Origin of the sequence: Janthinobacterium longum (genome assembly GCF_051380735.1) — a bacterium.
Classification (GTDB): domain Bacteria; phylum Pseudomonadota; class Gammaproteobacteria; order Burkholderiales; family Burkholderiaceae_D; genus Janthinobacterium.
The window spans coordinates 1,722,269-1,747,647 of record NZ_JBNYXQ010000001.1; the positions used below are offsets into that span (position 1 = coordinate 1,722,269).

Genomic DNA, 25,379 nt, shown 5'->3' on the forward strand with positions numbered 1-25,379 from the left:
AGTATTGTGCAGCTGCAAAATGCCCGGCACGACCCGTTCCTCGCTGCCGGCAACGATGCGCCGTCCCAGCACGTTGTCCGCCGCCGCTGCCTTGCGCACAACGCACAGCGAATTGATAAACTCGACCGAATGGACGGTCGCGAGCACAGCTTCATCGATATCACAGCCGTAGTGCCCGAAAAAGCCTTGCAAAATCGCCTTGCGTTCACGCTCGATACCCCAGTGCTGATGGCTGATCACGTCGGACAGCCGCTTGAAAAACGACAGCGACGAATACGGGTCGTACAGCCCGCCCTGATACTGCTGCCAATAGCTGCAGTGCAGATCTTCGGCGACAAACACGCCGCCTTCGGCCAGATGCTGGAAATACAGCGTAAAAGTCTTGACGATATCGGCTGACGTGTGCGAACCGTCATCAATAATCAGGTCGAGCATGGGCGCGCGCTGCAGTATCTGCCGCACCACGGCTGGCTCATTGGCATCGCCGACAATAAAACTGATGGCCGGATTGTCATACACCAGGGCGGCGCAGTCAGGGTTGATATCGCAACCGATCAGCGTGCTGCCGGGCGCAAAGTATTCGGCCCAGACATCGAGCGAACCGCCATTCTGGATACCGATTTCCAGCAGGCGCACCGGTGCCGTCCGGTAGGCAGTAAACAGGCGGTCATATTCTCGCAAATACAGCTGCCACTTGTCGGACACTTTGCCCTGGTGACTGGTAAATACTTCAAACAAAGTGGGCTTACTCATGAATGACCTCAAGCTCCGCACGGGTGAACGGTAAACCGACCAGCCCGTAACGAATTTTACTGGATGAAATATTAATAATCAGCGCATCGTGCAACCAGTGATGCTGTACGTGGTTTTGCAGGTCACCGTCGGCGACCGACGCCATCACGGCGTATTGTCCATTGGGCAGCATCGGCAGGCGGAATTCAAACACACCCTCGAACAGGGCGCCGGCGTCAACCGAAGTCGGCCGCAATCCGGTGAAATGCAGGGTGTTTTCGCCGAACAAATCCTGCCCGAGCCGGTCGCGCACCAGAAAGCCGAGGATGGGCCGCTCAAGCGCCTGATGGGCGCGAGCCCTGACCGTCATGCGCACAGGCTCGTCGCCCTCGAACACCACGTCAGTCGCGCCCGAGAGCCGGGTCAGCTTGACTGAGACAATCTCGGCATGGCCAGTTTTCCAGCCATTGGCGTCGCTCAGATTGTCTTGCACCGCCGCCTGCGCGCCATAGCTGCTGGCCGTTTCCGGCGGCGCAATCGCGCCGTCCACCGCATCGGCCGTATCGGCACTGGCGCCGATCGAGGTCAGCTTCGATTCGGCGCCGTAAATTTCCTGCAGCGTATATTGCAGATAGGCTTCGGAAACGGCCTTGGCTGTGCCCTGCTGCTCCACCCGACCATGCTTGAGCCAGATACCCGAGCGGCACAAATTCTGCACGGACGCCGTGTCGTGGCTGACAAAAATCAGCGTCCCCCGTTCCTGGAACTTGCGGATGAAACGCATGCATTTCTGTGTAAACACGGCGTCGCCTACTGCCAGCGCTTCGTCGACGACGAGAATATCGGCGTCGACATGGGCGATGACGGCAAACGCCAGGCGCAGATACATGCCGCTGGAATAGGTTTTGACCGGCTGTTCGACAAACTGGCCGATATCGGCAAACGCGACGATGTCGTCGTACCTGGCGTCGATTTCTTCGATCGTCAGGCCCAGCACGGACGCATTCATATAAATGTTTTCACGGCCCGTGAACTCCGGATTGAAACCCGAGCCCAGTTCCAGCAGCGCCGCAATACGGCCACTGGTTTCAATGCTGCCCGAGGTGGGCGTCAGTGTGCCGCAGATCATTTGCAGCAAGGTCGACTTACCGCTGCCATTGCGGCCGATGACACCCACGGTTTCTCCGCGCCGTATCTCGAACGACACATCGTTCAAGGCCCAGAATTCGCGGAAATATTCGCGTGGTGCACGACCGGCAAAACGCTGTGCACGCGGCAGGATGAACTGTTTCAGGCGATCACGCGGGGCATCATAAATTTCATAACGCTTGCTCAGCTTGCTGACCCGGATGGCGATTTCATCAGAGGACATCAGCAAATCCTTTCCGGGTTTTCTGGAACCATGCGAAGCCGGCCCAGGCAAACAGCAGCGCCAGCAGCGTGTACAGGCCCAGGCCGGACCAGTCCGGCAAATGTCCCCACAGCAGTACGGCGCGCGACTGTTCGATGATGAAGGTCAGCGGGTTGGCCATGATAAATACCCGCGCCGCCGCCGGCACGGCGGAAACGGGATAGAAAATCGGCGACAGGAACGTCAGCACAGTAGTCAGGATAGTGACAAATTGCCCTACATCGCGCAGGAACACGCCGAATGAGGCGAGTATCCACGCCAGGCCCATGGTCAGTATCATCAAGGGCAGCAATACCAGCGGCAACAGCAAGGCGGTCCAGTGCAGATAGCCATTCAACAGCAGAAATGCACTGAGCAGTACGCCAAGGCTGATCAGCGCGTGAAACAGCGCCGCACCCATCACGATCAGCGGCAGTATCTCCAGTGGAAACACCACTTTCTTGACATAGTTGACATTCGCCTGCACCAGGCCGGGGGCGCGGTTGACGACTTCACTGAACAGGCCGAGCACGATCATGCCGACAAACAGCACGATCGCAAATTGGGTTTTGCTTTCCTCAAGGCCCACGCCACCCCAGCGCGATTTGAAGATCTCGGAAAACACAAAGGTGTACACCACCAGCATGAACACGGGATTGAAAAAAGACCAGGCCAGCCCCAGTGCAGAGCCCTTGTAACGGCCTACCACCTCGCGCTTGCTCATCTGCGCAATCAGGCTGCGGTGATGCCACAGGCTGCGTCCCAGCGCCAGCAGCGAAGTGGGCTGCGCTGCATGCGGATTGATTGCCATCACCTGCCGCCTCATGCAAATTTCTCCGCACCGGCCGGCAGCAGCTGCCCGCAAACGGTCTTGGCGACCGGATACCAAGGTTTACCGGACCCGCTGGAGAGAATGATGCTTGGACGTTGTGGCATGATTATTTTTCAAGAATTTCGCTGAGCATGCGTGCGACGCCCTGTTGCCAGGCAGGCAGGGTGAGCGCGAATGCAGATTGGAGTTTTGTTGTGTCCAGCCGAGAATTTTGCGGTCGCGTGGCAGGCGTCGGAAACGCCGCGCTAGCCACTGCAGCAATGGCCTCGTTGGCAACTTTGATCTGCACGCCAGCCTGGCGTGCAAGCCCGATGACATGGCTGGCATAGCCATGCCATGAGGTCGCGCCAGTTGCCGCCAGGTGATAGATACCGCACAACCCGGGCTGCGCACGCGCAGAACGGATGGCGTGCGCGGTGACATCGGCAATCAGGTCGGCGCCAGTCGGCGCACCGATCTGATCGGCGACTACCGACAAACGGTCACGCTCGCCGGCCAGGCGCAGCATGGTCCTGGCAAAATTGCCGCCGCGTGCTGCGTACACCCAACTGGTGCGAAAAATCAGATGGCGGCAGCCGCTATGCACTATCGCCTGCTCGCCTTCCAGCTTGGTGCTGCCATACACGTTCAATGGCCCGGTCGGCGCCGATTCATCACGCGGCGCTTCGCCACTGCCATCAAACACATAGTCGGTCGAATAATGGACCAGCAAGGCACCGGTTTCGGCTGCCACTGCGGCCAGCACGCCGGGCGCCAGGGCATTGACCGTGCGGCAGGCATCCACATCGGTCTCGGCCTTGTCGACCGCCGTGTAGGCGGCCGCATTGACGATCACATCGGGCGCAATGGCCCGCACCGTGGCTTCGATACCAGCCAGGTCGTGGAAATTGCCACACCACTGCACGCTGTCGCTACCCAGCGCAACCACCTCGCCCAAAGGCGCCAGGCTGCGCTGCAGCTCCCAGCCAACCTGGCCATTCTTACCCAACAATAAAATCTTCATTCCTTGCGCTCGCCATAGTTTTTTACCACCCAGTGCTGGTGCTCCAGGTACCCTTACCCGCTCCTTGCACGACGCTCATCGCTTCCCGAAGAAACGGCCAAACTGAATTTTCAAGTAGACGCTGGAAACGAAAAATTTCATGGCGCTGCCCAGGTGCCACATCAGGAACCGCAGCTTGCGGTGGCTGTCGCGCTGGGCCTCGTGTATCACCCGTATCTCCGTATGGACCAGAACATGAAAGCCGGCCAGGCGGGCACGGGCACAAAAATCGACATCCTCGAAATACAAAAAATAGCGTTCGCTGAATCCATGCAGTGCTGTATAAATATGCCGTGGCACCACTAAAAACATGCCTGCCGCCCAATCAGGAGCCAGCATGGCGCCCTGTTGCGGCACGATTTCCCGCGGCAGGCGCAAATTGAACAGGCGCCCGACCAGCTTGCGCACGAGAAGATACGGCGATGGGAAATTACGTGCGCTATCTTCGACCTCACCGGTGCCGCTGACGATCAATGGGGCGCAAATGCAATCGGGCGACTGTTCCACCATGGCCAGCAAAGCCGGGAAAGGATCCTCAAGCAGCCGTATGTCAGGATTCAGGACGACAAAATGATCACTATTAGACAACATGAAGGCAGCATTATGGTTGGCGGCAAAACCCTTCGGTGACGGATTTACAATCAGATACACTTTGAACGGCAGTGACTCGAGGTCGATCGCCAGGGCTTCGGCGATGTTGAGCGTCAGGATTACATCGAAGGCAACGCCCTCTATCGACGCCAGTTGCCGCAGCAAAGGCACGATGTAAGCCTGGTGGCCATGACTGACGATCGACAGCGAAAATTTCTGACTACGCATAGAGCAAAATCCATAGATGAAATCGGTGCAAAAAGTGCCCTGCCGCGCAAAGACCGGGCGATGCGCGCCGGTCAGGCAGCGCCGATACCGCGCAAGCCGTCGCGCACGCCGCGCAGGAAATGCTTCAGTTGCAGCTTCCTGTTTTTCTGCGTCAGCAGCAGTACGCCCTGATGCACGATGTTAATCAGCACTTCCCGCATCGCTAGCAGCATCGGCACATGCGGCATGCGCAGCAACCAGAAGCCATTTCTGATGCGATAGTAACGCCGCCATTCCGAATGAATCACCAGGCGCCACTTCAGGAACGGTATCGAACTGTCGCCGATCGAGTGGAGCATGCAGACGGCGGGAATGGCAAATAATGCATAGCCGGCATTCACCGCCCGCAAGCACCATTCGATATCCACGTAATCGATGAACAATTCGTTGCGCATGCCGCCGACCTGGTCCATTACCGCCATGCTGGTAAAAGTGCCCGATGAAATGGCGATGGAAACCGGGATCGGCGCTGTCTCGTCGCCAACAGGGATGATTTTTCGCCGCGTGCCATACCGGTTCAAGCAGATCAAGGGATAAAAAAAGCCATTTTTTTCATCCTTGAAAATGGGCGCGACCAAGGCCACTTTATGCGTTGCCGACAGGGAGACAAATGCCGCTTGCAATGGTTTTACAAACTCGTCGGTAATCACGCTGTCCTGGTCAAAATAGATCAGATAGCGCGCGCCTGCCTTGCGTGCATGCTCGATGCCAGCATTTTGCGCAAAGGCAATCCCCCTATTGCGCGCCAGTGCAATCAGCACGATACGCGGATCGTGTTCGACCAGCAGTCGCAGAGCGGCAAGATTGGCGCTGCCATTATCGACCACGATGATGGTATCGACCTGGCCAGCCAGGGACGAGGTCAGGCGCAGCAGATGGGCGGGCGTGGCGTGGTAGGTAACGATAATGGCAAACACACCCGTTTCACCAGAGACAAGCTGACTCATGAAGTAATCTCAAGCTGTATAGGCATCGGCAGCCAAGCGCAAGCTTCGCGCATGAGCGCCCGACGATGGCAGGACGGTTGCGGCAGGCAAGGCTGCCGCAGGGAGAAACCCGGCAACGGATGGCCGGGCAGATACTATTTGCTCAAACCGCCCAACAACGCGGCCAGCTTTTGTTTCGGCTTGCTGGCCGGGGTATTGACTGCCGCCACCGGCGCCGCTTTCGCTGGCTCGTACGGCTTGAGGAACCACGGATCGACCTTCTCGCGGCGCGCACCGGGGCCAAACGCCGGACGGCTGGAGCGTTCAGGCGGACGGCTCGACGAAGAACGTATCTCGCTCTCGCCGGTGGACGCGCGTGGCGGACGGGCATCGCCTTCGGTGCGGCGCGGTGGGCGGCGCTCGCGGTCGCTGTCGGCGGAACGTGACGGCGCTGGCGAGAAGCCGGCCAGGTCGCCACGCTTGACGGTTTGCTTGATCAGCCTTTCGATATCGGCCAGCAGGCGCTCGTCCTTGTCGGAATAGATCGAAATTGCGTCGCCCGAAGCGCCGGCGCGACCGGTGCGGCCGATGCGGTGCACATAGTCTTCCGCGTTATACGGCAAGTCGAAATTGATCACGCACGGCAAGTCGGAAATGTCGAGTCCGCGCGCGGCAACATCGGTAGCCACCAGCACGTCGATCTCGCCCTTCTTGAACGCTTCCAGTGCGGCCATGCGTTCCTGCTGGCTCTTGTCACCGTGAATCGCGGTGGCGCTCATGCCTTCCTGTTCCAGCACGCGCGCCAGGCGCGAGGCGCCGATTTTGGTGTTCGAAAACACGATCACCTGTTTCAAGTCGCGCTGGCGCAGCAAATATGCCACCAGGGCGTGCTTCTGGTCTTCCGGCACTTTATAGACCACTTGCGTGACCCTGTCGGCGGTCTGGTTGCTGCGTGCCACTTCGATCGTCAGCGGATCGTTGAGGAAGGTCGCGGCCAGTTTCTTGATTTCCGGCGAGAAGGTGGCCGAGAACATCAGGTTCTGGCGCTCCTTCGGCAGCAAGTTGATGATGCGCTGCAAGTCCGGCAGGAAGCCCATGTCGAGCATGCGGTCGGCTTCGTCCATCACCAGCATCTGCACCTGGCCCAGACTGATGTTTTTCTGCTCGATATGGTCGAGCAAGCGGCCCGGCGTGGCGATCACGATTTCCACGCCGCCACGCAATATCACCGTTTGCGGCTTCATGTCCATGCCGCCAAATACCACGGTCGAGCGCAGCGGCGTGTGCTTGGCGTAGGCCTTGACGTTTTCCGCCACCTGCACCGCCAGCTCGCGCGTGGGGGTCAGGATCAGCGCGCGCACCGGATGGCGGGCCGGCGACATGCTGCTGCTGGCGTTGGCCAACAACAACTGGATGATCGGCAGCGAGAAGCCAGCCGTCTTGCCGGTACCGGTCTGTGCGGCGCCCATCACGTCGCGCCCTTGCAGCACCACCGGAATGGCCTGTTCCTGGATCGGCGTCGGCTGGGTATAACCTTGCTCGGTCAGCGCGCGCAGGATCTCTGGCGCCAGGCCGAAATCGGTAAAGCTGAAGGCAGCAGCGGCGGGAGCAGGAGTGACGGCGGGGGTGACAAAGGAGGTGGCAGCGGTAACGGCAGGAGTTTCGATGACGGCCACAGGCGCCGCAGCTGGGGCAATCGCCGGATCGGGCGTAGGAGTCGTTTCGGTTTCAGACATAGTTTTCTGGTGTGCTTCCGCACTGCGGAAGCCATGCTTTCTCAATAAACAACATTTCAGGGCGCAGCAGCTACGTTTTGCAAGCCCGATGATTGTTCTTGCGGCACCTCTGTGCTCCGAGGCAGGCTGTGCGGCGAGTGCGGTAGCGTCAGGGAGGTGTGCGGGCAATGGCGGCGAAGATCGCGCCGGCGGGACATCGCGCGCAGAAGATACAATATCAGTGCTGTAAACGATACCCTAATTCAGTACAACTGTACACGGAAACCGTGATTTCCCGGGAAAAACCATTCCACCAAGCGTGCCTCGCCGTACAGTATGATGACAGCCATTACGTCTACGCTCACTATCATGTCCAGCCCTCCCATCGCGCACGATCCTGAACCAACAGCCCCAATCAGGCCCGGCGATGACGAGTGCTGCAGCAGCGGCTGCACGTATTGCGTCCTCGATATGTACCAGGAACAGCGCATCGCCTACGAAGAAAAGCTGCGCGCCTGGCAAGAGCGCCAGCCCACTCCGGCTGGGCAACAACAGCACCGCGCTTAACCATCCATTCCACATATAAGCCAGAGTTGCTCGCCATTACGGCATGCGGCGGCCTTGCCATGCCTGCAATTTGACGACGTAGGAATGGGATGACACGGGGCAATGTTCCTAACCTACATAAGCGCGTCGGATGATCCGATGCCGCCGGCGGCACTGCGGTCCTATAGTGGAGTCATTGCAGAACACAACGCAGCACCGAGTACAAAACAACAGCATCAACGCCATTCAACAAGATCAGAAGACGAGGCCATATCATGTACAAAGCTTATAGCAACCTGTCCCCAGCCGTGACCAGCACCACCGCCAACCGCGACTGGAGCGCAGCCCCCGCCAAAGCAGCTGCCTCGCCGATGATCAGCATTACTGGCGCCCAGCAGAACGAACTGCTGCGGGCCCTGTCGCGCACCGATCTGGAACGCCTGTTCTGCCAGTTGGAACTGGTGGCATTGCCAGCCGGCAAGCACCTGTTCGACTTCGGCGACAAGATCGAATTTACCTATTTCCCGACCAATGCCATCGTTTCCCTGTTGTATGTCATGGAAGACGGTGCCACCACCGAGATCGCCGTGGTCGGTCGTGAAGGCGTCGCTGGCGTAACGCTGTACGAAGCCGAACGCGCCACCTGCACGGCAGTCGTGCAAAGCGCCGGCTACGGCTACCGCCTGAAAACCGCTTTCCTGCGTGAAGTCTTCAACGAAGGCGGTGCCCTGGCTCAGTTGCTGATGCGCTACACCAGCGCCATGTTTGCCCAGATGGCCCAGAACGTTGTTGGTGGCCGCCATTGCAGCATCGAACAGAAACTGTGCCGCTGGTTGCTCGACCGCCTGGACCGTTCGCTGTCGAACGAATTGAAAGTTACGCAAGACACCATGGCCAACATGCTGGGCGTGCGTCGCGAAAGCATTACCGTCACCGCCCGCAAGCTGCAGGACGAAGGCTTGATCCAGTATCGCCGCGGCACCGTTGAAGTGCTGGACCGCGCCGGCCTGGAAGTGGCCGCCGGCAATTGCTACAAAGCTGCCCGCGCCGGTTTCGAACAATTTCGCAGCAGCATCAGTGCCTACAACTGATCATTGATCGCGGTTCAACGTACTCCTTTCAATGCACGCTGCGGCGTGCTTTTTTTCGCCTGTACAATCGTGGCCTTATTTACGAAAGGCACCATGGACGAATTCAACTGCGAGGACCTGCCGCATATCCGCGTTCTGGCCGGCGAGAACGAAAACGGCCCCGTCTACGAATCGCTGCCGGCGCGCCAGATCGACGACGACGTCTACGAATTGCTGGCCTCGCCTGGCCTGACCCTGAACCTGGCGCGCGGCGACGTCATCAGCATCAAGGACCCTTCCGCGCCGGCCGAAGTGCTGACACGCGGCGGCAATTTCTGCATCCAGATCTATGCCGACCAGGTGCCCGACGAAGCGGTGGCCAAGCTCGAACGCGAGGTGCAGCAACAGCTGGGCGGCACGCTCGATGGCCAGTTCGAGGGCAACCTGACTTTCAGCGTGCCGGGCCGCCACGGCATCTACAACGTCAACGGCCCGTTTGATGCCTTCCGCGAAGCAACTGGCGTGGAATGGTATTTCGCCAATATCTACGCCAACCTGAACGACGACGATGACGAGACCTTGCTGGACTGGTGGTTGACAGCCTGAACAGTAAAGCCGTCCATGCTAGGATGCGCGATTGATCTGGCCATGCACAACCATGAAACATACACTTTTCCTGTTCGACCTCGACGATACCCTGCTCGACTTCAAGGCATCCGAAAACCTGTCGTTTGTACGCACCATGCAAGCTTTGGGCGTGGCCGACGCCACCGAAGCGCTGTTTGGCCACTACCAACCGATCAATGTGGCGTTGTGGCGCGCGTTTGAGCAGGGCACCGTCACCCAGCACTTCCTCAAAGTCGAGCGTTTCCGCCAGACTTTTCTGGCCGCCGGCCTGGTGCTGGACCCTGAACTGGCCAGCCGGCTCTACCTCGAATCGCTGTCGGACACGGTGGTGCTGATCGATGGCGCAATCGAACTGTGCGCCAGCCTGGCGGCGATCGGCGAAGTGGGCATCATCACCAACGGTGTCGAAACCATCCAGAACCGCCGTATCGCCAGCTCGGGCTTGCAGCAACATATCTCGTTTGTGGCAACCTCGGAAGCGTACGGCCATGCCAAGCCCGATGTACGCTTTTTCGACTATGCCATGCGGATGGCGCGGCCCGTCAGCAAAGACCAGGCCATCATGATCGGCGACCGGCTCGACGCCGATATCCTGGGCGCCAACCGCTACGGCATCGACAGTTGCTGGTTCAATCCGCAACAAATGGCCAATACCTCGCTGGCGGTACCCACTTTTGAAGTTGCCAGCCTGCACCAGATTGCCACAACGTTAAAAAACCTGGCAATGGCCTGAGTCCGGCAAGGAAAACGGCGATGGTGCGGCACACGCCTTGCTATAATCGCGACGCCAGTTAACCCGCATTTTTAACGCTCTACCAGTTGACACTCGCTGCGAGCGAGACCGCTACAACCGGTCCGAAGTCCATGATGAGATTGACATGACTACCAGAACCAACCCGGCAATGCGCATACCCTTGTTGAATACCGGCGTGGCCGGCATGGACCACATCCTGGGCGGCGGCTTCCCGTCGCACAGCCTGTATCTGATCCAGGGCCTGGCCGGCAGCGGCAAGACCACCCTGGCCTGCCAGATCGGCTTTCACCACGCGCACCAGGGCAAAAAGGTGCTGATCCTGACCCTGATCGCCGAAACCCATGACAAGATGCTCAACCACCTGAGCAGCTTTTCTTTCTTCGATGAAACGCTAGTGGGCGAACGCATCCTGTTTATCGGCGCCTATCCCGACCTGCTCAAGGGCGGCCTGCGCGAGTTGCTCAAGTCGATCGCCGCAACCCTCGCCGAGCAGCGGCCCGACATCATGATCATCGACGGTTTTCGCACCGTACGCAGCGCCAGGCCGTCGGACGTTGCGCTGTCCGAATTCATGCTCTCTCTCAATTCCCTCGTCTCGACCATGCAGTGCACCACCTTCCTGCTGTCGCCGACCGAAGGCAATGTGGCCGACTCGGAAAACACCCTGGTTGACGGCTTGATCGAACTGAGCCAGTTCGAGCATGGCTTGCAATTGATCCGTGAGGTCAAGGTCTTCAAGCTGCGCGGCAGCAAGCACTTGCTTGGCCGCCATGTATTCGAAGTGGACGAAGACGGCCTGGTCATGTATCCGCGCCTCGAAGCCATCAGCTCGACCTCGGGCGCGGCACCCGGCATCTCGCGCCAGCGCCTGGGCTTCGGCATCGATGGCATCGATGAACTGACAATGGGTGGTATTGCCAAAGGCTCGACCACGGCACTGCTGGGCAATCCCGGCGTGGGCAAGACGCTGATGGGCCTGCACTTTATCCACGAGGGCTTGCGGCGCGGCGAACACTGCCTGATCGCCGGCTTTTATGAGTCGCCATCAAGGCTGATCGAAAAAGCCGCCAGCGTCGGCATCGACTTGCAGCCCTACCATGACAGCGGCACCTTGCAGGTTATCTGGCACCCGCCACTGGAAGTGCTGGTCGACCGCCTGGCCCAGCAAGTGCTGCGCAATATCAAGGAGCGTGCCGTCACTCGACTGGTCGTCGACGGAATCGACGGCCTGCGCGACATCATTGTCCACGACGGCCGCTCGCGCTCCTTCCTGGCCGCTTTTGTCAACGAACTGCGCTGCAGCAACGTCACCACTTTCTTTACGCAGGAACTGCCCTACTTCGGCCAGGATCAATTGCATGGCGACATGTCGGCCTCGATGCTGTTCGAAAATATCATTTTGCTGCGCTTTGTTGACGTCAACGGCCTCAACCGGCGCCAGATCGGGGTGCTCAAGCTGCGCGAAAACAGCTACGACGCGGCCAACCATATCCTGTCCATCAGCGACACCGGCATGACGGTGAGGGCGCCCGTGTCCGGTTCGGTCGTGCCGGACATGGCGCTATAGCGCGCGGCCATGAGCGATCACAGCGCGATGGTGGAAGCCCACCCGGAAGGCAAGCTGATCCTGCTCGTCGACGACGAGTTCGATATTCTGTCGACCTATACCATGCTGTTCGAATACAGCGGTTTTCGCGTGCGCGCCGCCGCCAACGGCCGCGAGGCGCTGGCCGCTGCGGCACTCGAGCAGCCGGCGATTGTCGTCTCCGATTTCATGATGCCGGTGATGGACGGCGCCGAATTGTGCCGCGCCTGGCGCGCCGATGCCCGCCTGCGCGCCATTCCCTTCATCCTGTGCAGCGCCGGCATCGTGCGCGACCATGACGAGATTGCTTATGACAGTTTTTTCAGGAAACCGGTGCCGATCGACAAGCTGATCAAGGAAGTCAAACGGCTGCTGGACAAGGGCCGCGCGCAGGAATGATGCGCCCGTTTATTAGAAACTAGTCGCGCGTCAACACTTCCAGCAATTCAATCTCGAACGTCAGATTCGCATGCGGTGGTATCAGTCCCACCTGCCGCTCGCCATACGCCAGATGCGCCGGCACCCACAACTTGCGCGTGCCGCCAACCTGCATGCCTTTCAGGCCCAGTATCCAGCCCTGTATCACCTTGTTATTGCTCAGCACACATTTGAATGCTGCACCGCGTTTGTGCGAGGAATCGAACTCGGTGCCGTCTTCGAGCCAGCCGGTGTAATGCGCCGTAATCAGCGCGCCGCGTTCGGCGGCTTTGCCGGTGCCGATGATGAGGTCGTCAATTTTCAGTTCGGTTGTCATATCGTGTTTTGTGTAGTCCTGCCTGCATGAACGACCGGCGATGCAGCACGCCGTAACGGCGTGCCAGATCGGCCAGGCGCTTGTCCACTTTAGTCCACAAGGTTGCTCCTGGCGTTATCAAGGCCGGCAGAAACTATCCTGGCTGTGATCGAATTTCGCTTCTATGCCGAAACCTCCTAGAACGTTTCCCATTCGCCGGAATCGCCGTCGCTGTCCTTCTTCGCAGGTTTGACCGGCGCTGACAGTTTGGTGGTGGCGAGTGCTTTCCGGAGCGGGGCGATCTTGCTGGCCGGTGTCGCGGCGACGCGCGGTTTGGCCAGGCCGGAAGCGGCTGTGTAGCTGCCCGGCGCCAGCTTGAAGAAAGCCACGGCTTGGACCATGTCTTCGGCCTGGCTCTTGAGGCTGTTGGCAGCCGAAGCCATTTCCTCCACCAGCGCGGCGTTCTGCTGGGTGGCATGGTCCATCTGCGTGACGGCTTCACCGACCTGTGCCACACCCGAGCTCTGCTCGCTGCTGGCAGAGCTGATTTCACCCATGATATCGGTCACACGCCGGATAGAGTCCACCACTTCCGCCATGGTGGCACCAGCCTTGCCGACCAGCACAGAGCCCTGTTCGACGCGTTCCACGCTGGCGGAAATCAGCGACTTGATTTCCTTGGCGGCATCCGCCGAACGTCCGGCCAGGCTGCGCACCTCGCTCGCCACCACGGCAAAGCCGCGGCCCTGTTCGCCGGCGCGAGCGGCTTCCACCGCCGCGTTCAACGCCAGGATGTTGGTCTGGAACGCAATGCCGTCGATGACGGCGATGATATCGGAGATCTTCCTCGAGCTCTCGTTGATGCCCTTCATGGTTTCAACCACCAGGCCGACGACTTCGCCGCCCTGGATCGCGACCGTGCTCGCACCTTGAGCCAGCTGGTTCGCTTGCCGCGCGTTGTCGGCGTTGTTTTTGACGGCGGAGCCGAGTTGCTCCATTGACGCGGCGGTTTCTTCCAGCGCCGAGGCCTGAGACTCGGTGCGGCCGGACAGGTCCTGGTTACCCTGCGCGATCTGCAAGCTGGCGGTGGACACGCCTTCGGCGTTGCTGCGCACGTTGGCGACGGTCTTGATGAGGCTCTGCTGCATGTTCTGCAGCGAGGTCAGCAACTGGCCGACTTCGTCGCTGGAGTCGACCACGATCGGCACGCTCAGCTCACCCTCGGCGACTCGGTCCGCCGCATCGACGGCCTGGCGCAGGGGCTTGGTGATGGAGCGAGTGATCAGGTAGCCACCAACCATGCTGGCGATGATCGCCAGAACCGCAAAAGCCAGTACGGTCATCACGCCATTCTGGTAGAAGGCCGTGGCCTGCGCACTCCCCTGCTTGATGCTTTCTTCCTGAAAGGTTGTCATGTTCTTCAACGCGGCGAGGTAGGCGGCCTGCGTGGCGTACTCGGGGCCGTACAAGAAAGTCCTCGCCTCGTCGTCCTTGTTGGCCATACCGAGCGCGACAACCTTGTCGGTGAAAGCCATGTAGGCCACCCCTGTTTCCTTGACGGCCTTTTGCAGCTCCCGCTCTTTGTCGGAATCGACCATTTTTCCGAGCAATTCGGTCAAGTTATTGATGACCTCCCGGTCCTTCTCCAGTGCTGCCCTGTTGCTGGCAACCTGCTTGTCGTCGTTGAGCAGGATCACATTACGCGTGATACGGGCGATATCCATCACCGTGTACGACAGGGTTGACGCCGCCTGCACATTGGGATAGAGGTTGTCGGTGATGTTGTGCGCACCGTCGTTCAGGTTCGACAGGCGCGTCAGGCTGAGCAGCGTGGTGACCAGAATGATGGCGATCAGAATGCCGAAGCCAAGAGCCAAGCGCACGCCGAGTTTGAGGTTTTTCATAAGCGAACACGCTTCCTTGAATTTGAGTTACGAAAGTGACCTCTTTTCCATGCAAATATGGGCATAGCTGTCAAAAACAGATGCTTCCGCACGGAACTGAGCGTTACTTGGAAAAGTACTTTGGCGTATGCGGTCGAGCCCATTTCAGGTGTGCCGCTGACATTCAAGTACCCGAGCCAGCGGAAAAAGCCACCGTCGGCAGAGCCCTGGCCGAGAGCCTCTTGCGAGTCGTCCAAGACGCTAACGCGCATGCGACTGCCCCCTTTTATGCCACCAGGCCGCATGGTAACGTGCAACACAACTTGCATAGATGCATCATGCATTGGCACTAAGCAATTTTACATCAAGTCAACAATAAATATGCACACGTCTTACTTGAAGTACTGAGTGCGTGTGGCTAACTGCTCAGGGACCGACTGAGACTGGATGGTGGAAATTCCCTGCCGTCGCTATTTAAAAAAAAAGCCAACCCAAAAGGGTTGGCTTTTTCATTGTCTGGTGGGCCTCCCGTGAGTCGAACACGGCACCAACGGATTATGAGTCCCTTAAACGACGGTACGGGCTGAGGACTAAGCTATTGATTTTACAAGGTTCGAGCCGAATTCCTCATGCAAAAATATTACTTTTTCAGGACCAGAAACGGACCAGATGAAAACAATTAGACCGGACACGGAACGGATAACATTCACAATAGGGCGGCTTTCACCGACGGGTGTGCAAGCCTATGCAACTAGAGGCTAGCGGACAAAGTCCATCACTCCATCGGTAACGAGAGCGTATGCGTGGGTAGTACAAGAGTACGACATCGCCCTCGGGTCTCAAGTGATTGCGTTTGGGGCGATGTGCCGGTTGTGTCTACGGATCCCGTCGTCCCAAATTGCGGACTGGGAGAGGCTATGCGGGATCATAAACACGCTCCATATATAGGATTAAAAATCAAATAGACTTAATCACCAGTCACAAAGTAGCCGTCCAACTTAGGAGTCGATTTTACGTCGCCAGCAGTAACAGCAGCTAATCCACCATGTTCAATGATTTTCTTTCTTGCACCGCCAAGCGAAACGGCGATTCGCGGATACATATCCTCTAATTCGGGATACTGTTCAGAAAGCCAACTTGGAAATCCCTTTGCTGCCACCTTGTTCAAAGTGATATTCTTGATTTCAATTTCGCCTTCACTTAACGAGCGCACCATCGGCAAGTCGGCACCTCCACCGGTGAATACGAGCGCTAGAGTATTATTTGGCGCTCCTTCAATGAAACTAAAATTCACTTTCTCCAAAATTTCGCGCATTGTGCCAGCAAGTGATTTTCCGAAATCTTCCACTTGCTTCAGTTTCAGAAATGCATCTAAATGTATCTCGACGACACGGCCATCAAAGAGCGAAACCGAAAGGCTTTGGTCACGAAACAATGACTCTTTTAGATCACGGAGATTGAGTTCTAAAGCGCCGTGAATGTTCAACCAATGACTGTGGGTCGAATTCACACCAGCCTCCCGCAAAATCAGCCCCTTCAACAGTTTGTCTAAGTAATTTCCTGCCTCAGTAATACAACGCGAAGAGCCAGCAACTTCTAACGCAATGCTCTTGTTTGACTCCGGGTTGAACGCTAGTCTGAACAAGCTGAAGTCGCTTGTTCCTGCTCCAACGTCAATCACCATAGCTAGCGTGTTCACGGGCATCTTCCAAGAAATTAGGCTTCCCGCAACACCGAGCGGCTCCGTGATTGATTCCGCGACGAGACTTGTCTTGTGTTTTTCGGCACGAACAGCTTTGACGCCCTGCATAAATAATTCCAGATTCAATCCAGAATTTATTTCCGCCGTAAAGGTGTCAGCTAGCAGCTGCGACTGTTCTAGCATGTCATGCATTTGCTCAACGATCTCGCGTGCTTTGCTACCTGTAAAACAAGGCATTGCAAATCGGCGACCAAGGTTTCGTGGAAAACCAAGTTCTTCGACGCATATCGTCACCGCCCAGGTTAGATACATGAGATACGCGAGGATCATGTCAGCATAGGTAATGTCGATGCCAGTAGGATTGAACTGCTGGCCCACACGGCTCGTAAGTCCCTCCTCGGATAGGTATCGCTTGATGTTATCGAGCCGCTGCCGCCCGCCATCCCCACCTTCAATTTGCGACTTTGCAACAGCCATTTGGCCAAACCACAGTAGTCCGGCATTGTCAATATAGACAGAAGACACGAGCATGAATTCATCGATTTCTTCTTGATCACCCGGCACGCCGAGCTTTAGGACATCAATTTCTTCAAATTCTCTCTCCGAGCTCTCGTCATGTACAAGGGTGACCTTTGACATAGCAGTGCCGAAGTCAAAGCAAAGCCGCACATCTGCTTTTGCGGCTGGAAGTAGGAGAACCGTGGTATCCAAGACGAATTCATCATCAAGTTCCACGCTATTTGGAACGACCACTGAAGAAATGACCTCAGGAATCAGCTGCGGCGTTCCAGACTGCACGTATATGTCTACTGCGGGTGTGCTCGGATCAAGAGCAGCAAGTGCAAATCTCAATGCTTCTAATTCATCCTCAGTGATGGTGCCCAGAATTTGTAGTCTACCGTCACCGGTGGGCTGGACGCGCTTTAGAAAATTCTTTAAGAGGATTCGAGCTTCGATTGATTCCATACTGTCTCCCATATCTTCTATTTATCTGAGGGCTCAACCCAAGGCTTGACCAAAGTCTTTATTCGTCCCGCAAAATCCTTTTGAATCCCTTCTCTCACAACCTTGATCTTCCGGACTCCAGATTGGTGCCCTCCTAGCATTTCGTGTTGAAGCGGATTGTATTCACTGATTAGTCCAAGTAAATCGGTTTGACTAAGCTTGCGCATCCGGGCAAGCTGGCGAGCAATCCGCGATATGTCCGAATAACTTGCCGCAGCTTTTGTAACCGTTGCTGCCAGCACGGGATCAGATATTTCGAGAAATGGAATTACCGCGCGTGCAAGTTTCTCCATCGTTAATTTGCTGGACTCAACCTCAATCAATAGTGCACCGATCTGTTGATCCTCTGAATTCCCTATCTGATGTTGTGTATCACGGTGGCTTTGGCTTACGTGCCCGGCTGTCTGCCACCATTCGCGAATCTCGGGATCCAATTCCGTAGCATTTTCAAAATGTCGCTTCAGCGCGACCGACATTTGGGCTTTTCCTCCGTAAATCGCACAAAGCACATCTACGAGTTCTTTGTCGGTCCTGTTTTGTCTCGCCAGAACCAAGGCAGCTTCGCGCATGCATGTTTGAACTGCAGAAACGACTCGGGATTCTCGGATATATTCGCCCCACACGTTGCGTCCCATCCTTGTGCGCACTCGATCGAGGACAACGTACGTTTCCGCTACCAATGCATGAGAAAAGCGCAACTCGATAATTCTCAATAGCATTTCTAGGGCATCGTCAGCTATTCCTTTTCGAACCTCCTCATCATTTCCTTGAATGTCTCCTTTCAATAAAATACCCACCCAATCCGCCAACGCCAACCCAGGATTGTTGCCCACTTCGCCAGACCACTCTTTGACAACTTCCAGCCAAGCGATCGATACGCGACGCTTGCGTGCGAAGCCTACAGTTGAGTTTTCTTTTTTTTCCTGCACGAACTGTCCGAGCAGTCTCCATCCGTCTACAAGGCTTTTCTGAGCACCCATCGCGGATTGCAGAAGTGTCTTTCGCGCGTCCTTGGCTTCACCTAACGATAGAGCTTCTTGAACGCAGTACGCCACAACCCACTGTTTTTTGGATTCGTGGATGATTATGGCCGCGTAGTTTTTTTCAGCGGGATCGTCCAAGCAATCTAAACTTGGCGGAGGCTCATCCAAAAATATTCGCGGAGCGGCGGAGAAAACGATGAGTTCACGACCACGGGCAACAGCTGCTAGCCGGCCTAATACGGCAGCTGCCATCACTCGATGTTCGTTGGTGGCCGTTCGAGTTAAACGCACAACTGCGTCCACGATAATCGAAAGATTTACGTCCTTGATTAGTGCGTGGATTTTTAGCTGTGCCATAGTTCTGGTCAGCATTTCATTCAGTTCACGCAAATCATCCGTTTGACGGAAAAAATCCAATTGAGCATCGAGATCAGCTGATGCTTGAATTTCAGTTTTACTCATAAAAGTCTCAAAAATGGCTATGGCGATGAATTAACACTTACGGATTAAAAATTTTCTTATTTATAATACTACATCACCGCTGAAATAGGTCAAGCTTATAAACTCGAAACTATTTTTCGATTGATCTGTTATTGTAACTTCAGATACGTCTGAATTTTTTTTTGGGGGGGGGGCTACGCGAGCTATTTTTGGTAGGTAGGCGCAGCTACCCCTGAAAAGCCACCGGACATATTACTGAGCCCTCCACACAAACTATGCACGAGTCGTTATAGCGGCTAGGGCTTACGAGATAAGCCTAGAAATGCTCGCGCATCCGCGCCGATTTCCGATAGCTTAATCCCCAACCCTGCGCCATAGATGGCGCGCAACGCCTTGTGTTCTGTCTTTCGTAGCTCTAACTGCAGATCCTCAATGTTCGCGCACATGTCATAAGCGCCAAGGTAGCCGTCCCGCTTGGCTGCGATAGTCTGCCCTAGTGTGCGAAGCGTGATGTTCCTACTGAGCAGCTGCTTGATGTTGCTAAAGCCAAGCAGCTCCTGCTTCAAGCGCAGTAACTGGGTATCTGCCAACCTCAACTCATAGCCAGCCACCGCTGGCGCTAGCTCTAGTCCAAGGAACTCAGCTGCATGATGAGGAGCATAAATCACCGATTTGGACCCTGGGGCGAGAGCAGGAACGTCTAAGCCGATTTTGTTGAACTCATTTTTGCAAAAAGCTGCGACCTGATGGCATTCGCTTTCGTCCCGACAAAGGAAGATCAAATCGTCTGCATACCGAACAGCAGTAGCGCCTGATTGCTCAACTTTTTGGTCAAAATCGACCAAGAGCAGATTCGAGAAGAATGGAGACAGGGGCATGCCTTGCCGTACCCCCAGTCCACGCTTAATTCCGAGTTTGGCGATCTCGGCAGCGACAGATCGACTGGGAGAATCAACTTCACATTCTAACGCGGCAAAGAGCAAGGGGTGCAACGACCGCTCCTTAATCAACTTCTTGATGGCATTTTGAAGATCAGCACGTGGGATTGAATCGAAGAATGCGGTAATGTCGGTTTTGTATACCCAAGATCTCTCACGGCGCAATGCGCAAGCGATGTCTGCCGCCATATGAACACTACGCCCTTTGATAAACCCGAAGCTGATGTTATTCGCCAGCTTCAAGGCATACTTGTCTCCAAGGTACCCGGCCAACGCACCTTGAACGATCCGATCCCGTACTGTCGGAACACAAATCAAGCGTTTTTTACCACTCGGTTTAGGGACTAAATAAGGCTTTAGAGGCGAAAATGAAAACTTGCGTTCACGAATGTCGCGAGCAAGACGAACGAGATTACCCTTGGCATCAAGATGGAAGTCATTGATCGACTGACCATCGATACCGGTGGTGTTACGGGAAAGGAGTTTTGTTTTCTTGTAGAGATGCTTCCACACAGCACTGAGCGTCGCGTGCGAAAGTACTTGGTCGTATGCGGTCGAGCCCATTTCAGGTGTGCCGCTGGCATTGAAGCCCCCCGAGCCAGCGGAAAAAGCCACCGTCGGCAGAGTCTTGGCTGAGAGCCTCTTGCGAGTCGTCCAAGCCGCTGACACCGCCGCTAACGCTCACGCGATTGCTCGCCTTGGCGCCATTTTGCCGCATGGTAACGTGCAGCGCAACCTGCATAGATGCATGAGGCACACCGTCCACCCAACCACCAGCCGCCGAAATACGAATCATACTCGTTTGCATTCTTATCACCCCCAGTTCGCTACAAAAATTGAACAAAAAGCACGCGGCAGATGCGATTAAAAGGCATCGTTTCCACCGAGACGGGGCAGAATACAAAACGCTCTCGCGTTTCGACGTTCGTGGCGCGCCCGCGCCTGTGCTCCTTGACTGCCCCACACGTTTCTTATTCGCCTTCCCAATTAAATCGGGAGTAGAAGACGAAACACCAGGACAGCCACCGTCGGCAGAGTCTTGGCTGAGAGCCTCTTGCGAGTCGTCCAAGCCGCTGACACCGCCGCTAACGCTCACGCGATTGCTCGCCTTGGCGCCATTAGGCCGCATGGTAACGTGCAGCGCAACCTGCATAGATGCATGAGGGCGCTACCACTCGTGAATTTTACATCAAGTCAACCATCACATGCGCGCCTTACTAGCGTTCAATGGTACGTACTGCAAGATAGTCACAGCATTGCTTCAGGAGCGCTTGAGCAAAAGCTTGGTCGTCAGGTCCAAGTGCTGCCATCCAAGAGGTAATAACCAGCGATTGATCGTCCGACTGGTTTGGCTTTTCAGCCAACAACTCGCCCACAGACGTTGCCAAAACAGCAGCCATCCGCTCAAGCGTAAGCAATGACGGCACGTGTTTGCCACGCTCGAAGCGAGATACGGTCTCAGTGTCCACTCCCAGCCTTTCAGCAACCTGCGCCTGAGTAAGACTGATTACTCGACGCCGTGCTGCAAGGTTCCGAGATAAACGTGTAGCCAGGTCGCCAGCCTGGGAAAGTGAATCGACTGGATCTGAAATTTTCTTAGCAACCATAATTGTTGGGTATTAAATCAACATTTATTGTTGATCCAAGGCAGTATTTATGACAGAATCCAATTCACCGAATCTCAAGCCAACGAATTACACCGATAACGAACCGATGTCCCCTCTCAGTTCCATATCATTATCATGAAGTACATAGCAGGTACCTTCACAAGGCGTTAGATGCGTTTTGTGATGGCGCCGTGAAATCGACTACGCACCCCGAGAAAAAGGAATAACCCGTGCAAATCCTCGTTGGACTGGTTCTCATCTTCGGCATGTTTTGGCCAGCCATTAAGTACATTTACAGTCTCGACTATGGATTTTTCATACTCATTATCGCAATTTTTGTTTGGCGGTCATGCCTGAAATAGTCCGTAAAAAATACTAGTACAGGTCACTCATCACTTCTGAAAAGCAATCAATATGAGCAACGACGACAAAGAAAAAACCAACCCCATTGCTGGAATATACGGCCTTGGTGTGATCGGCTTTACCGCCCTGCTGTACGCGCAAGAAGGGTTCTGGATGGCACTTGCCCAATCACTGATCTGGCCTTTTTACGCCGGGTTTTGGATTTGGGAAAAATTCAGGTAGACAGCGCCTACGCCCTCAAGCTCAACTAGCTTTTAACCTCAACAGCGATTTGCCCCCATGACAGAAATGTCATGGGGGCTTTTTATTTGATGATACCAATCAGGAATCCAACATGACCAAGCAATCCACCCCTGGCAAGACCACCGGCACACCCGACAATGCCACCACTCCCGACACACCCTCTGTTCAGACAACCACACCAGTCAACGCTCCACCCGCGATGTGGCGTTTAAAAACAGGCAAGGCGAGCAAGGTAAGCAAGTACGCCGAAGGCAGCGTCGAATATCAAATCACCGCCGACGTTGACCGAACCACGCTGTTTATCGCCATCACAGGAAACGAAGGCGGCGGTTACTTCAGCCGAGAGCGTGTGCCCTTTCCGAAAATCGAAGCATGTGCCAGCAAATGTGACGCCAGCACCCCCTTCCCGTCCAGGTCGTTCAGGGACGCCTTCATCGGCCGCAGCAGCAACAATGCCGGCTTCATTGTGGCGGCCCTGCGCGCGGAAGGTTTGCTGGCGCCTGCGGCGGACGCGGAAACGCAACACGTCATCACCGGCGACTGGTCGGTATGGAAGCAATCCATGCTCGCGGTGGCAGGCACGCTTATCGAAGCGGCGGACAGTGTCGCCAATACGGAGCCTTCGCCCGAAGCAGAACACAGGAAAGCACCAAAGCAGACCGCCACGAAGAAGCCCTAGCCCACCGCTTTAACCAAACATAAAGGATGGAAACATGAAACCTTCATATCAAAATTTCACGATCATCGTAAACTGGAAATCCAAGGGATTCGGCTGTGCCAAGACCTGCACCTACTGCAACTGGCGGGACTCGTCATTGCTTCCTCACGGCAGCCAAAGTACCGAGGCAATTTCTGCATTCATCAGCCAGTGTCGAAAATCGTTTATCACAATTAGCGGCGGCGCGGACCCGCTGTACAAATTCGAGGAGCATAGCGGCGAATTGCTGGCGATGATCCGCGTCATCCAAGCCCATGGCTTCAAGGTTCGGATCATCACGCGCGAAGTCCAACACGTGGCCAAGCTCAAGGATATTGCAGACTTCATCTCGATCTCGCTGGATGCGGACGTGCTGAATGAGATCAAGCGCCATCGGCACGATTGGGACGGCATGCAGATTGAATACTCGCTTGTGCTACCGCCCGTACCCACCAGCGACATCGCCGCCACCAAGGCCCAGTACGCGGCCTTGCGTAGCACCTTGGGCCAGCGGTTAGTTCTGCGTGAAAACTTGAACTCAGTCTTTCCGCTGGACCTGGAAGCGATGTCGTTCGGGCACAGCGGCATTGTTCTCGTGCCGAAGTCGTTGTGCTTGAACGCTCGCTACCTGTCCACCATCGACTGCACTGGCCACGAAATCGTGCAGGACAACGCAGCGCTGGCCAATCATCTGATGAGCAAGCAGGACGTCGTACTCTTTGGCGGCTTTGTGAAGCATCTCATCAGCCCTGTCCAGCACATGGACTACAGCGACATCGACGTCATCGCGTTATCCAGCAACGTGATCGATACGCTGGCAGCACGCTTCGCCTTTACATTTGAAGCCGTATCTCCTGCGGATAGTTACCCACGCTACTTCATCGGCAAGTCGGCGCGCGCCGGCAAGACCGTGCAAGTGGTGCTAATGCATTCGATGGAGGAGGCGAAGCGGTTTATTTTCAACGCGCAGTATGACGTTGATCGCGTCGGTTATAGCAACCACGCCTTCATCTTTGATCTCGGCATTGGAGAAACCACCATCCGCCATGCCATCGAAGCCAAACGGGCCAGCACTATCCAAAGCAGCCGCAGCCTGGCGCTTTTCAGTACCCACCGCCCACACATCGAGAAACGCCACAAGTTGAAGCTCGTTCGCAAGGGCTTTTCCATCATCGAACCCATACACGCCAACTGAAGGAATTCAGCCAATGCAAGCCACCATTTACATCTCAAGAGAGGCAATGGCGACCGCTATTGCCATCAAAGATTTGGATTACCACACGCGCGTTTCGCTTGCAGACGACGCAAGTACAGACCTGTCCAACCAGCCGGGGTATTACCTCAAGAACGCCGACAAGATCAAACTAGCTGAGCTGCCAACAACAGCGCATGTGGCACGGCGTCTGCATATTGCCGACCAGCTTCAGGCTACGTTTGAAATCAGCATGCCGACCAACCTGCGCGGCTGCATCTTTGAACGCGCGCCGAACCTGCCAGACCGCTATGCCGACATCATCACCTATTGGTCGGGCCAGCCATTGAACGCAGACGACTACCGTGCCGTTTTCTTCCAGAACCCGCAAAACGAATACCTCGTTGAATTGCGCGGCAAGATCGATGGCGAAGGTTATATCAGTGGTGATCGCCTACTGTCGGAAGGCATTGTCGCCAGTATCAAAGGTATAGCGGTCATGATTGAATCCCTCGGAGCGGAAGATTTCATTGAAGTTGAAATTCCAATCGATACTAGCGTGGTCAGACTTGAAAATGATGGTTTCCGCTCTTCCTCTCCATACGCCCCCAGCGAAACCGGCAGGTACCAGCACATATATCTCAAGGTTTCCGACATCCAACGATCACCCGATCCAGACCGCATCATGATCGACCTATTGCGGTATGAACTGCTGGACTACGGGTATTGGTACTGACACTGCCCGACCACCACGGCAGGAGCCTACGGATATCAACCGGAAGGCACAAGCCCATATTATTTTCCTGGTCAACGACCTCATTTACCTACCAAGCAAAAGCCTTGGTAGGTTCCTTCACATCAATCCTGAAAGGGCTTCAAAATGTTCCCCCTTATTCTCAATGCATTTCGCATCGCACTGCCAGCTGTTACCGGCCCTGTTGGCATCATCGTTCCAACGCTGTTGTACGTCATCGCGTGTCGGAAGGTCACACTCTCGATCCAATGAGCTGCGCAAAATCGGCATAAGAACTTCCGCAAACCATGAGTCGCCACTGACAACGGCGACACCATAACAAAAGACGCCAAGGGTAGAAATCCTTGGCGTCTTTATTTTTTGGACAGACGTGCGCCACTTGTATCGGCTGCGCACAACACCACCATCACCCCACGACGCCCTTGGTTTGAAAGCCAACGGTATCGCTTCTTTTCCGGAGAGCCTCTCATGAAAAATTCAACGCCAGTGCAGCGCTTCCCACTGGGTAGCATCGTTTCAACACCAGGTGCGTTGCACCTTTTAACCTCGCACAAAGTGTCCGCCTTCGCACTATTGGCATTGCACCAAAGCGGAGAATGGGGCGATGTACCACCCGACGACGCGCGCGCCAACGATCATGCCTTGTCTGTTGGCGCGCGCGTGTTGTCGGTACATATCGTCGGCGGAAATCGACTGTGGATCATCACCGAGGCCGACCGTTCTTCAACGACGCTGCTGCTGCCCGAGGAGTATTGACGCCG

23 protein-coding genes and 1 pseudogene are annotated in these 25,379 nt (G+C 55.9%); 11 read left to right on the plus strand and 13 right to left on the minus strand.

Annotation, left to right across the window (positions count from 1 at the left end):
* Positions 1-336: 336 nt before the first annotated feature.
* The 7 genes and pseudogenes from ACQ4WM_RS07880 to ACQ4WM_RS07910 form a co-directional block, all read right to left on the minus strand.
* A pseudogene (locus tag ACQ4WM_RS07880) lies at positions 337-753 on the minus strand (class I SAM-dependent methyltransferase); the annotation flags it as partial.
* A complete protein-coding gene (locus ACQ4WM_RS07885) occupies positions 746-2,104 on the minus strand; it encodes an ABC transporter ATP-binding protein (protein WP_436546108.1) in 1,359 nt (452 codons plus the stop codon). The pseudogene ACQ4WM_RS07880 and the gene ACQ4WM_RS07885, both read right to left, overlap by 8 nt.
* Entirely contained in the window at positions 2,094-2,933 is an 840-nt protein-coding gene (locus tag ACQ4WM_RS07890; protein ID WP_436546109.1) for an ABC transporter permease, read from the minus strand. Before ACQ4WM_RS07890 ends, ACQ4WM_RS07885 begins: the two co-directional genes overlap by 11 nt.
* Positions 2,934-3,060: 127 nt before the next feature.
* The gene (gene rfbD, locus ACQ4WM_RS07895; RefSeq protein ID WP_495542699.1) at positions 3,061-3,990 is read right to left on the minus strand and encodes a dTDP-4-dehydrorhamnose reductase; all 930 of its coding nucleotides are present in this window, start codon (positions 3,988-3,990) and stop codon (positions 3,061-3,063) included.
* Positions 3,991-4,032: 42 nt separating this feature from the next.
* A complete protein-coding gene (locus ACQ4WM_RS07900; protein WP_436546111.1) occupies positions 4,033-4,815 on the minus strand; it encodes a glycosyltransferase in 783 nt (260 codons plus the stop codon).
* Between the two features lie 71 nt (positions 4,816-4,886).
* Complete coding sequence (locus ACQ4WM_RS07905; protein WP_436546112.1) at positions 4,887-5,801, minus strand: glycosyltransferase family 2 protein; 915 nt, start codon at positions 5,799-5,801, stop codon at positions 4,887-4,889.
* 134 nt (positions 5,802-5,935) lie between these two features.
* The gene (locus ACQ4WM_RS07910; RefSeq protein ID WP_436546113.1) at positions 5,936-7,516 is read right to left on the minus strand and encodes a DEAD/DEAH box helicase; all 1,581 of its coding nucleotides are present in this window, start codon (positions 7,514-7,516) and stop codon (positions 5,936-5,938) included.
* 348 nt (positions 7,517-7,864) lie between these two features.
* Between ACQ4WM_RS07910 and ACQ4WM_RS07915 the strand changes: the two genes are divergently transcribed.
* From ACQ4WM_RS07915 to ACQ4WM_RS07940, 6 genes are all read left to right on the plus strand, one after another.
* Positions 7,865-8,062, plus strand: coding sequence for an oxidoreductase-like domain-containing protein (locus ACQ4WM_RS07915; protein ID WP_436546114.1), 198 nt, complete (start codon positions 7,865-7,867; stop codon positions 8,060-8,062).
* 254 nt (positions 8,063-8,316) lie between these two features.
* The gene (locus tag ACQ4WM_RS07920) at positions 8,317-9,132 is read left to right on the plus strand and encodes a Crp/Fnr family transcriptional regulator (RefSeq protein ID WP_436546115.1); all 816 of its coding nucleotides are present in this window, start codon (positions 8,317-8,319) and stop codon (positions 9,130-9,132) included.
* 93 nt (positions 9,133-9,225) lie between these two features.
* A complete protein-coding gene (locus tag ACQ4WM_RS07925) occupies positions 9,226-9,717 on the plus strand; it encodes a DUF4265 domain-containing protein (protein ID WP_436546116.1) in 492 nt (163 codons plus the stop codon).
* 52 nt (positions 9,718-9,769) lie between these two features.
* Positions 9,770-10,471 carry a YjjG family noncanonical pyrimidine nucleotidase gene (locus ACQ4WM_RS07930; RefSeq protein ID WP_436546117.1) on the plus strand — a complete coding sequence of 234 codons (702 nt, stop codon included), beginning with the start codon at positions 9,770-9,772 and terminating at the stop codon, positions 10,469-10,471.
* 145 nt (positions 10,472-10,616) lie between these two features.
* The gene (locus ACQ4WM_RS07935) at positions 10,617-12,059 is read left to right on the plus strand and encodes an ATPase domain-containing protein (protein ID WP_436546118.1); all 1,443 of its coding nucleotides are present in this window, start codon (positions 10,617-10,619) and stop codon (positions 12,057-12,059) included.
* A gap of 9 nt (positions 12,060-12,068) precedes the next feature.
* Positions 12,069-12,476 (plus strand): response regulator, encoded by a 408-nt coding sequence (locus tag ACQ4WM_RS07940; protein ID WP_436546119.1) that lies wholly within the window; start codon positions 12,069-12,071, stop codon positions 12,474-12,476.
* 19 nt (positions 12,477-12,495) lie between these two features.
* Here ACQ4WM_RS07940 and ACQ4WM_RS07945 read toward each other — a convergent pair whose 3' ends face one another.
* The 6 genes from ACQ4WM_RS07945 to ACQ4WM_RS07970 all read right to left on the minus strand — a co-directional run bounded on the left by ACQ4WM_RS07945 (position 12,496) and on the right by ACQ4WM_RS07970 (position 21,369).
* Positions 12,496-12,831 (minus strand): FKBP-type peptidyl-prolyl cis-trans isomerase, encoded by a 336-nt coding sequence (locus tag ACQ4WM_RS07945; protein ID WP_436546120.1) that lies wholly within the window; start codon positions 12,829-12,831, stop codon positions 12,496-12,498.
* Between the two features lie 176 nt (positions 12,832-13,007).
* Positions 13,008-14,714: a methyl-accepting chemotaxis protein gene (locus ACQ4WM_RS07950; protein WP_436546121.1), complete on the minus strand. Its 1,707-nt coding sequence runs from the start codon at positions 14,712-14,714 to the stop codon at positions 13,008-13,010.
* 946 nt (positions 14,715-15,660) lie between these two features.
* Positions 15,661-17,361 (minus strand): hypothetical protein, encoded by a 1,701-nt coding sequence (locus tag ACQ4WM_RS07955; protein WP_436546122.1) that lies wholly within the window; start codon positions 17,359-17,361, stop codon positions 15,661-15,663.
* A 17-nt stretch (positions 17,362-17,378) separates the two neighbouring features.
* Positions 17,379-18,845, minus strand: a complete 1,467-nt coding sequence (locus ACQ4WM_RS07960; RefSeq protein ID WP_436546123.1) for a hypothetical protein — start codon at positions 18,843-18,845, stop codon at positions 17,379-17,381.
* Positions 18,846-19,120: 275 nt separating this feature from the next.
* The gene (locus ACQ4WM_RS07965) at positions 19,121-20,377 is read right to left on the minus strand and encodes a reverse transcriptase domain-containing protein (RefSeq protein WP_436546124.1); all 1,257 of its coding nucleotides are present in this window, start codon (positions 20,375-20,377) and stop codon (positions 19,121-19,123) included.
* A gap of 602 nt (positions 20,378-20,979) precedes the next feature.
* On the minus strand, positions 20,980-21,369 hold the full coding sequence (locus tag ACQ4WM_RS07970) for a helix-turn-helix domain-containing protein (protein ID WP_436546125.1): 390 nt from the start codon (positions 21,367-21,369) through the stop codon (positions 20,980-20,982).
* Positions 21,370-21,783: 414 nt separating this feature from the next.
* Here ACQ4WM_RS07970 and ACQ4WM_RS07975 point away from each other — a divergent pair, with 414 nt between their 5' ends.
* From ACQ4WM_RS07975 to ACQ4WM_RS07995, 5 genes are all read left to right on the plus strand, one after another.
* Positions 21,784-21,954 (plus strand): hypothetical protein, encoded by a 171-nt coding sequence (locus ACQ4WM_RS07975; RefSeq protein WP_436546126.1) that lies wholly within the window; start codon positions 21,784-21,786, stop codon positions 21,952-21,954.
* A gap of 112 nt (positions 21,955-22,066) precedes the next feature.
* Positions 22,067-22,654 carry a hypothetical protein gene (locus tag ACQ4WM_RS07980; RefSeq protein ID WP_436546127.1) on the plus strand — a complete coding sequence of 196 codons (588 nt, stop codon included), beginning with the start codon at positions 22,067-22,069 and terminating at the stop codon, positions 22,652-22,654.
* Between the two features lie 34 nt (positions 22,655-22,688).
* Complete coding sequence (locus tag ACQ4WM_RS07985; protein WP_436546128.1) at positions 22,689-23,867, plus strand: hypothetical protein; 1,179 nt, start codon at positions 22,689-22,691, stop codon at positions 23,865-23,867.
* Positions 23,868-23,880: 13 nt separating this feature from the next.
* Positions 23,881-24,600, plus strand: coding sequence for a hypothetical protein (locus ACQ4WM_RS07990; RefSeq protein WP_436546129.1), 720 nt, complete (start codon positions 23,881-23,883; stop codon positions 24,598-24,600).
* A gap of 486 nt (positions 24,601-25,086) precedes the next feature.
* Complete coding sequence (locus ACQ4WM_RS07995) at positions 25,087-25,374, plus strand: hypothetical protein (RefSeq protein WP_436546130.1); 288 nt, start codon at positions 25,087-25,089, stop codon at positions 25,372-25,374.
* The last annotated feature ends 5 nt before the right edge of the window (positions 25,375-25,379 follow it).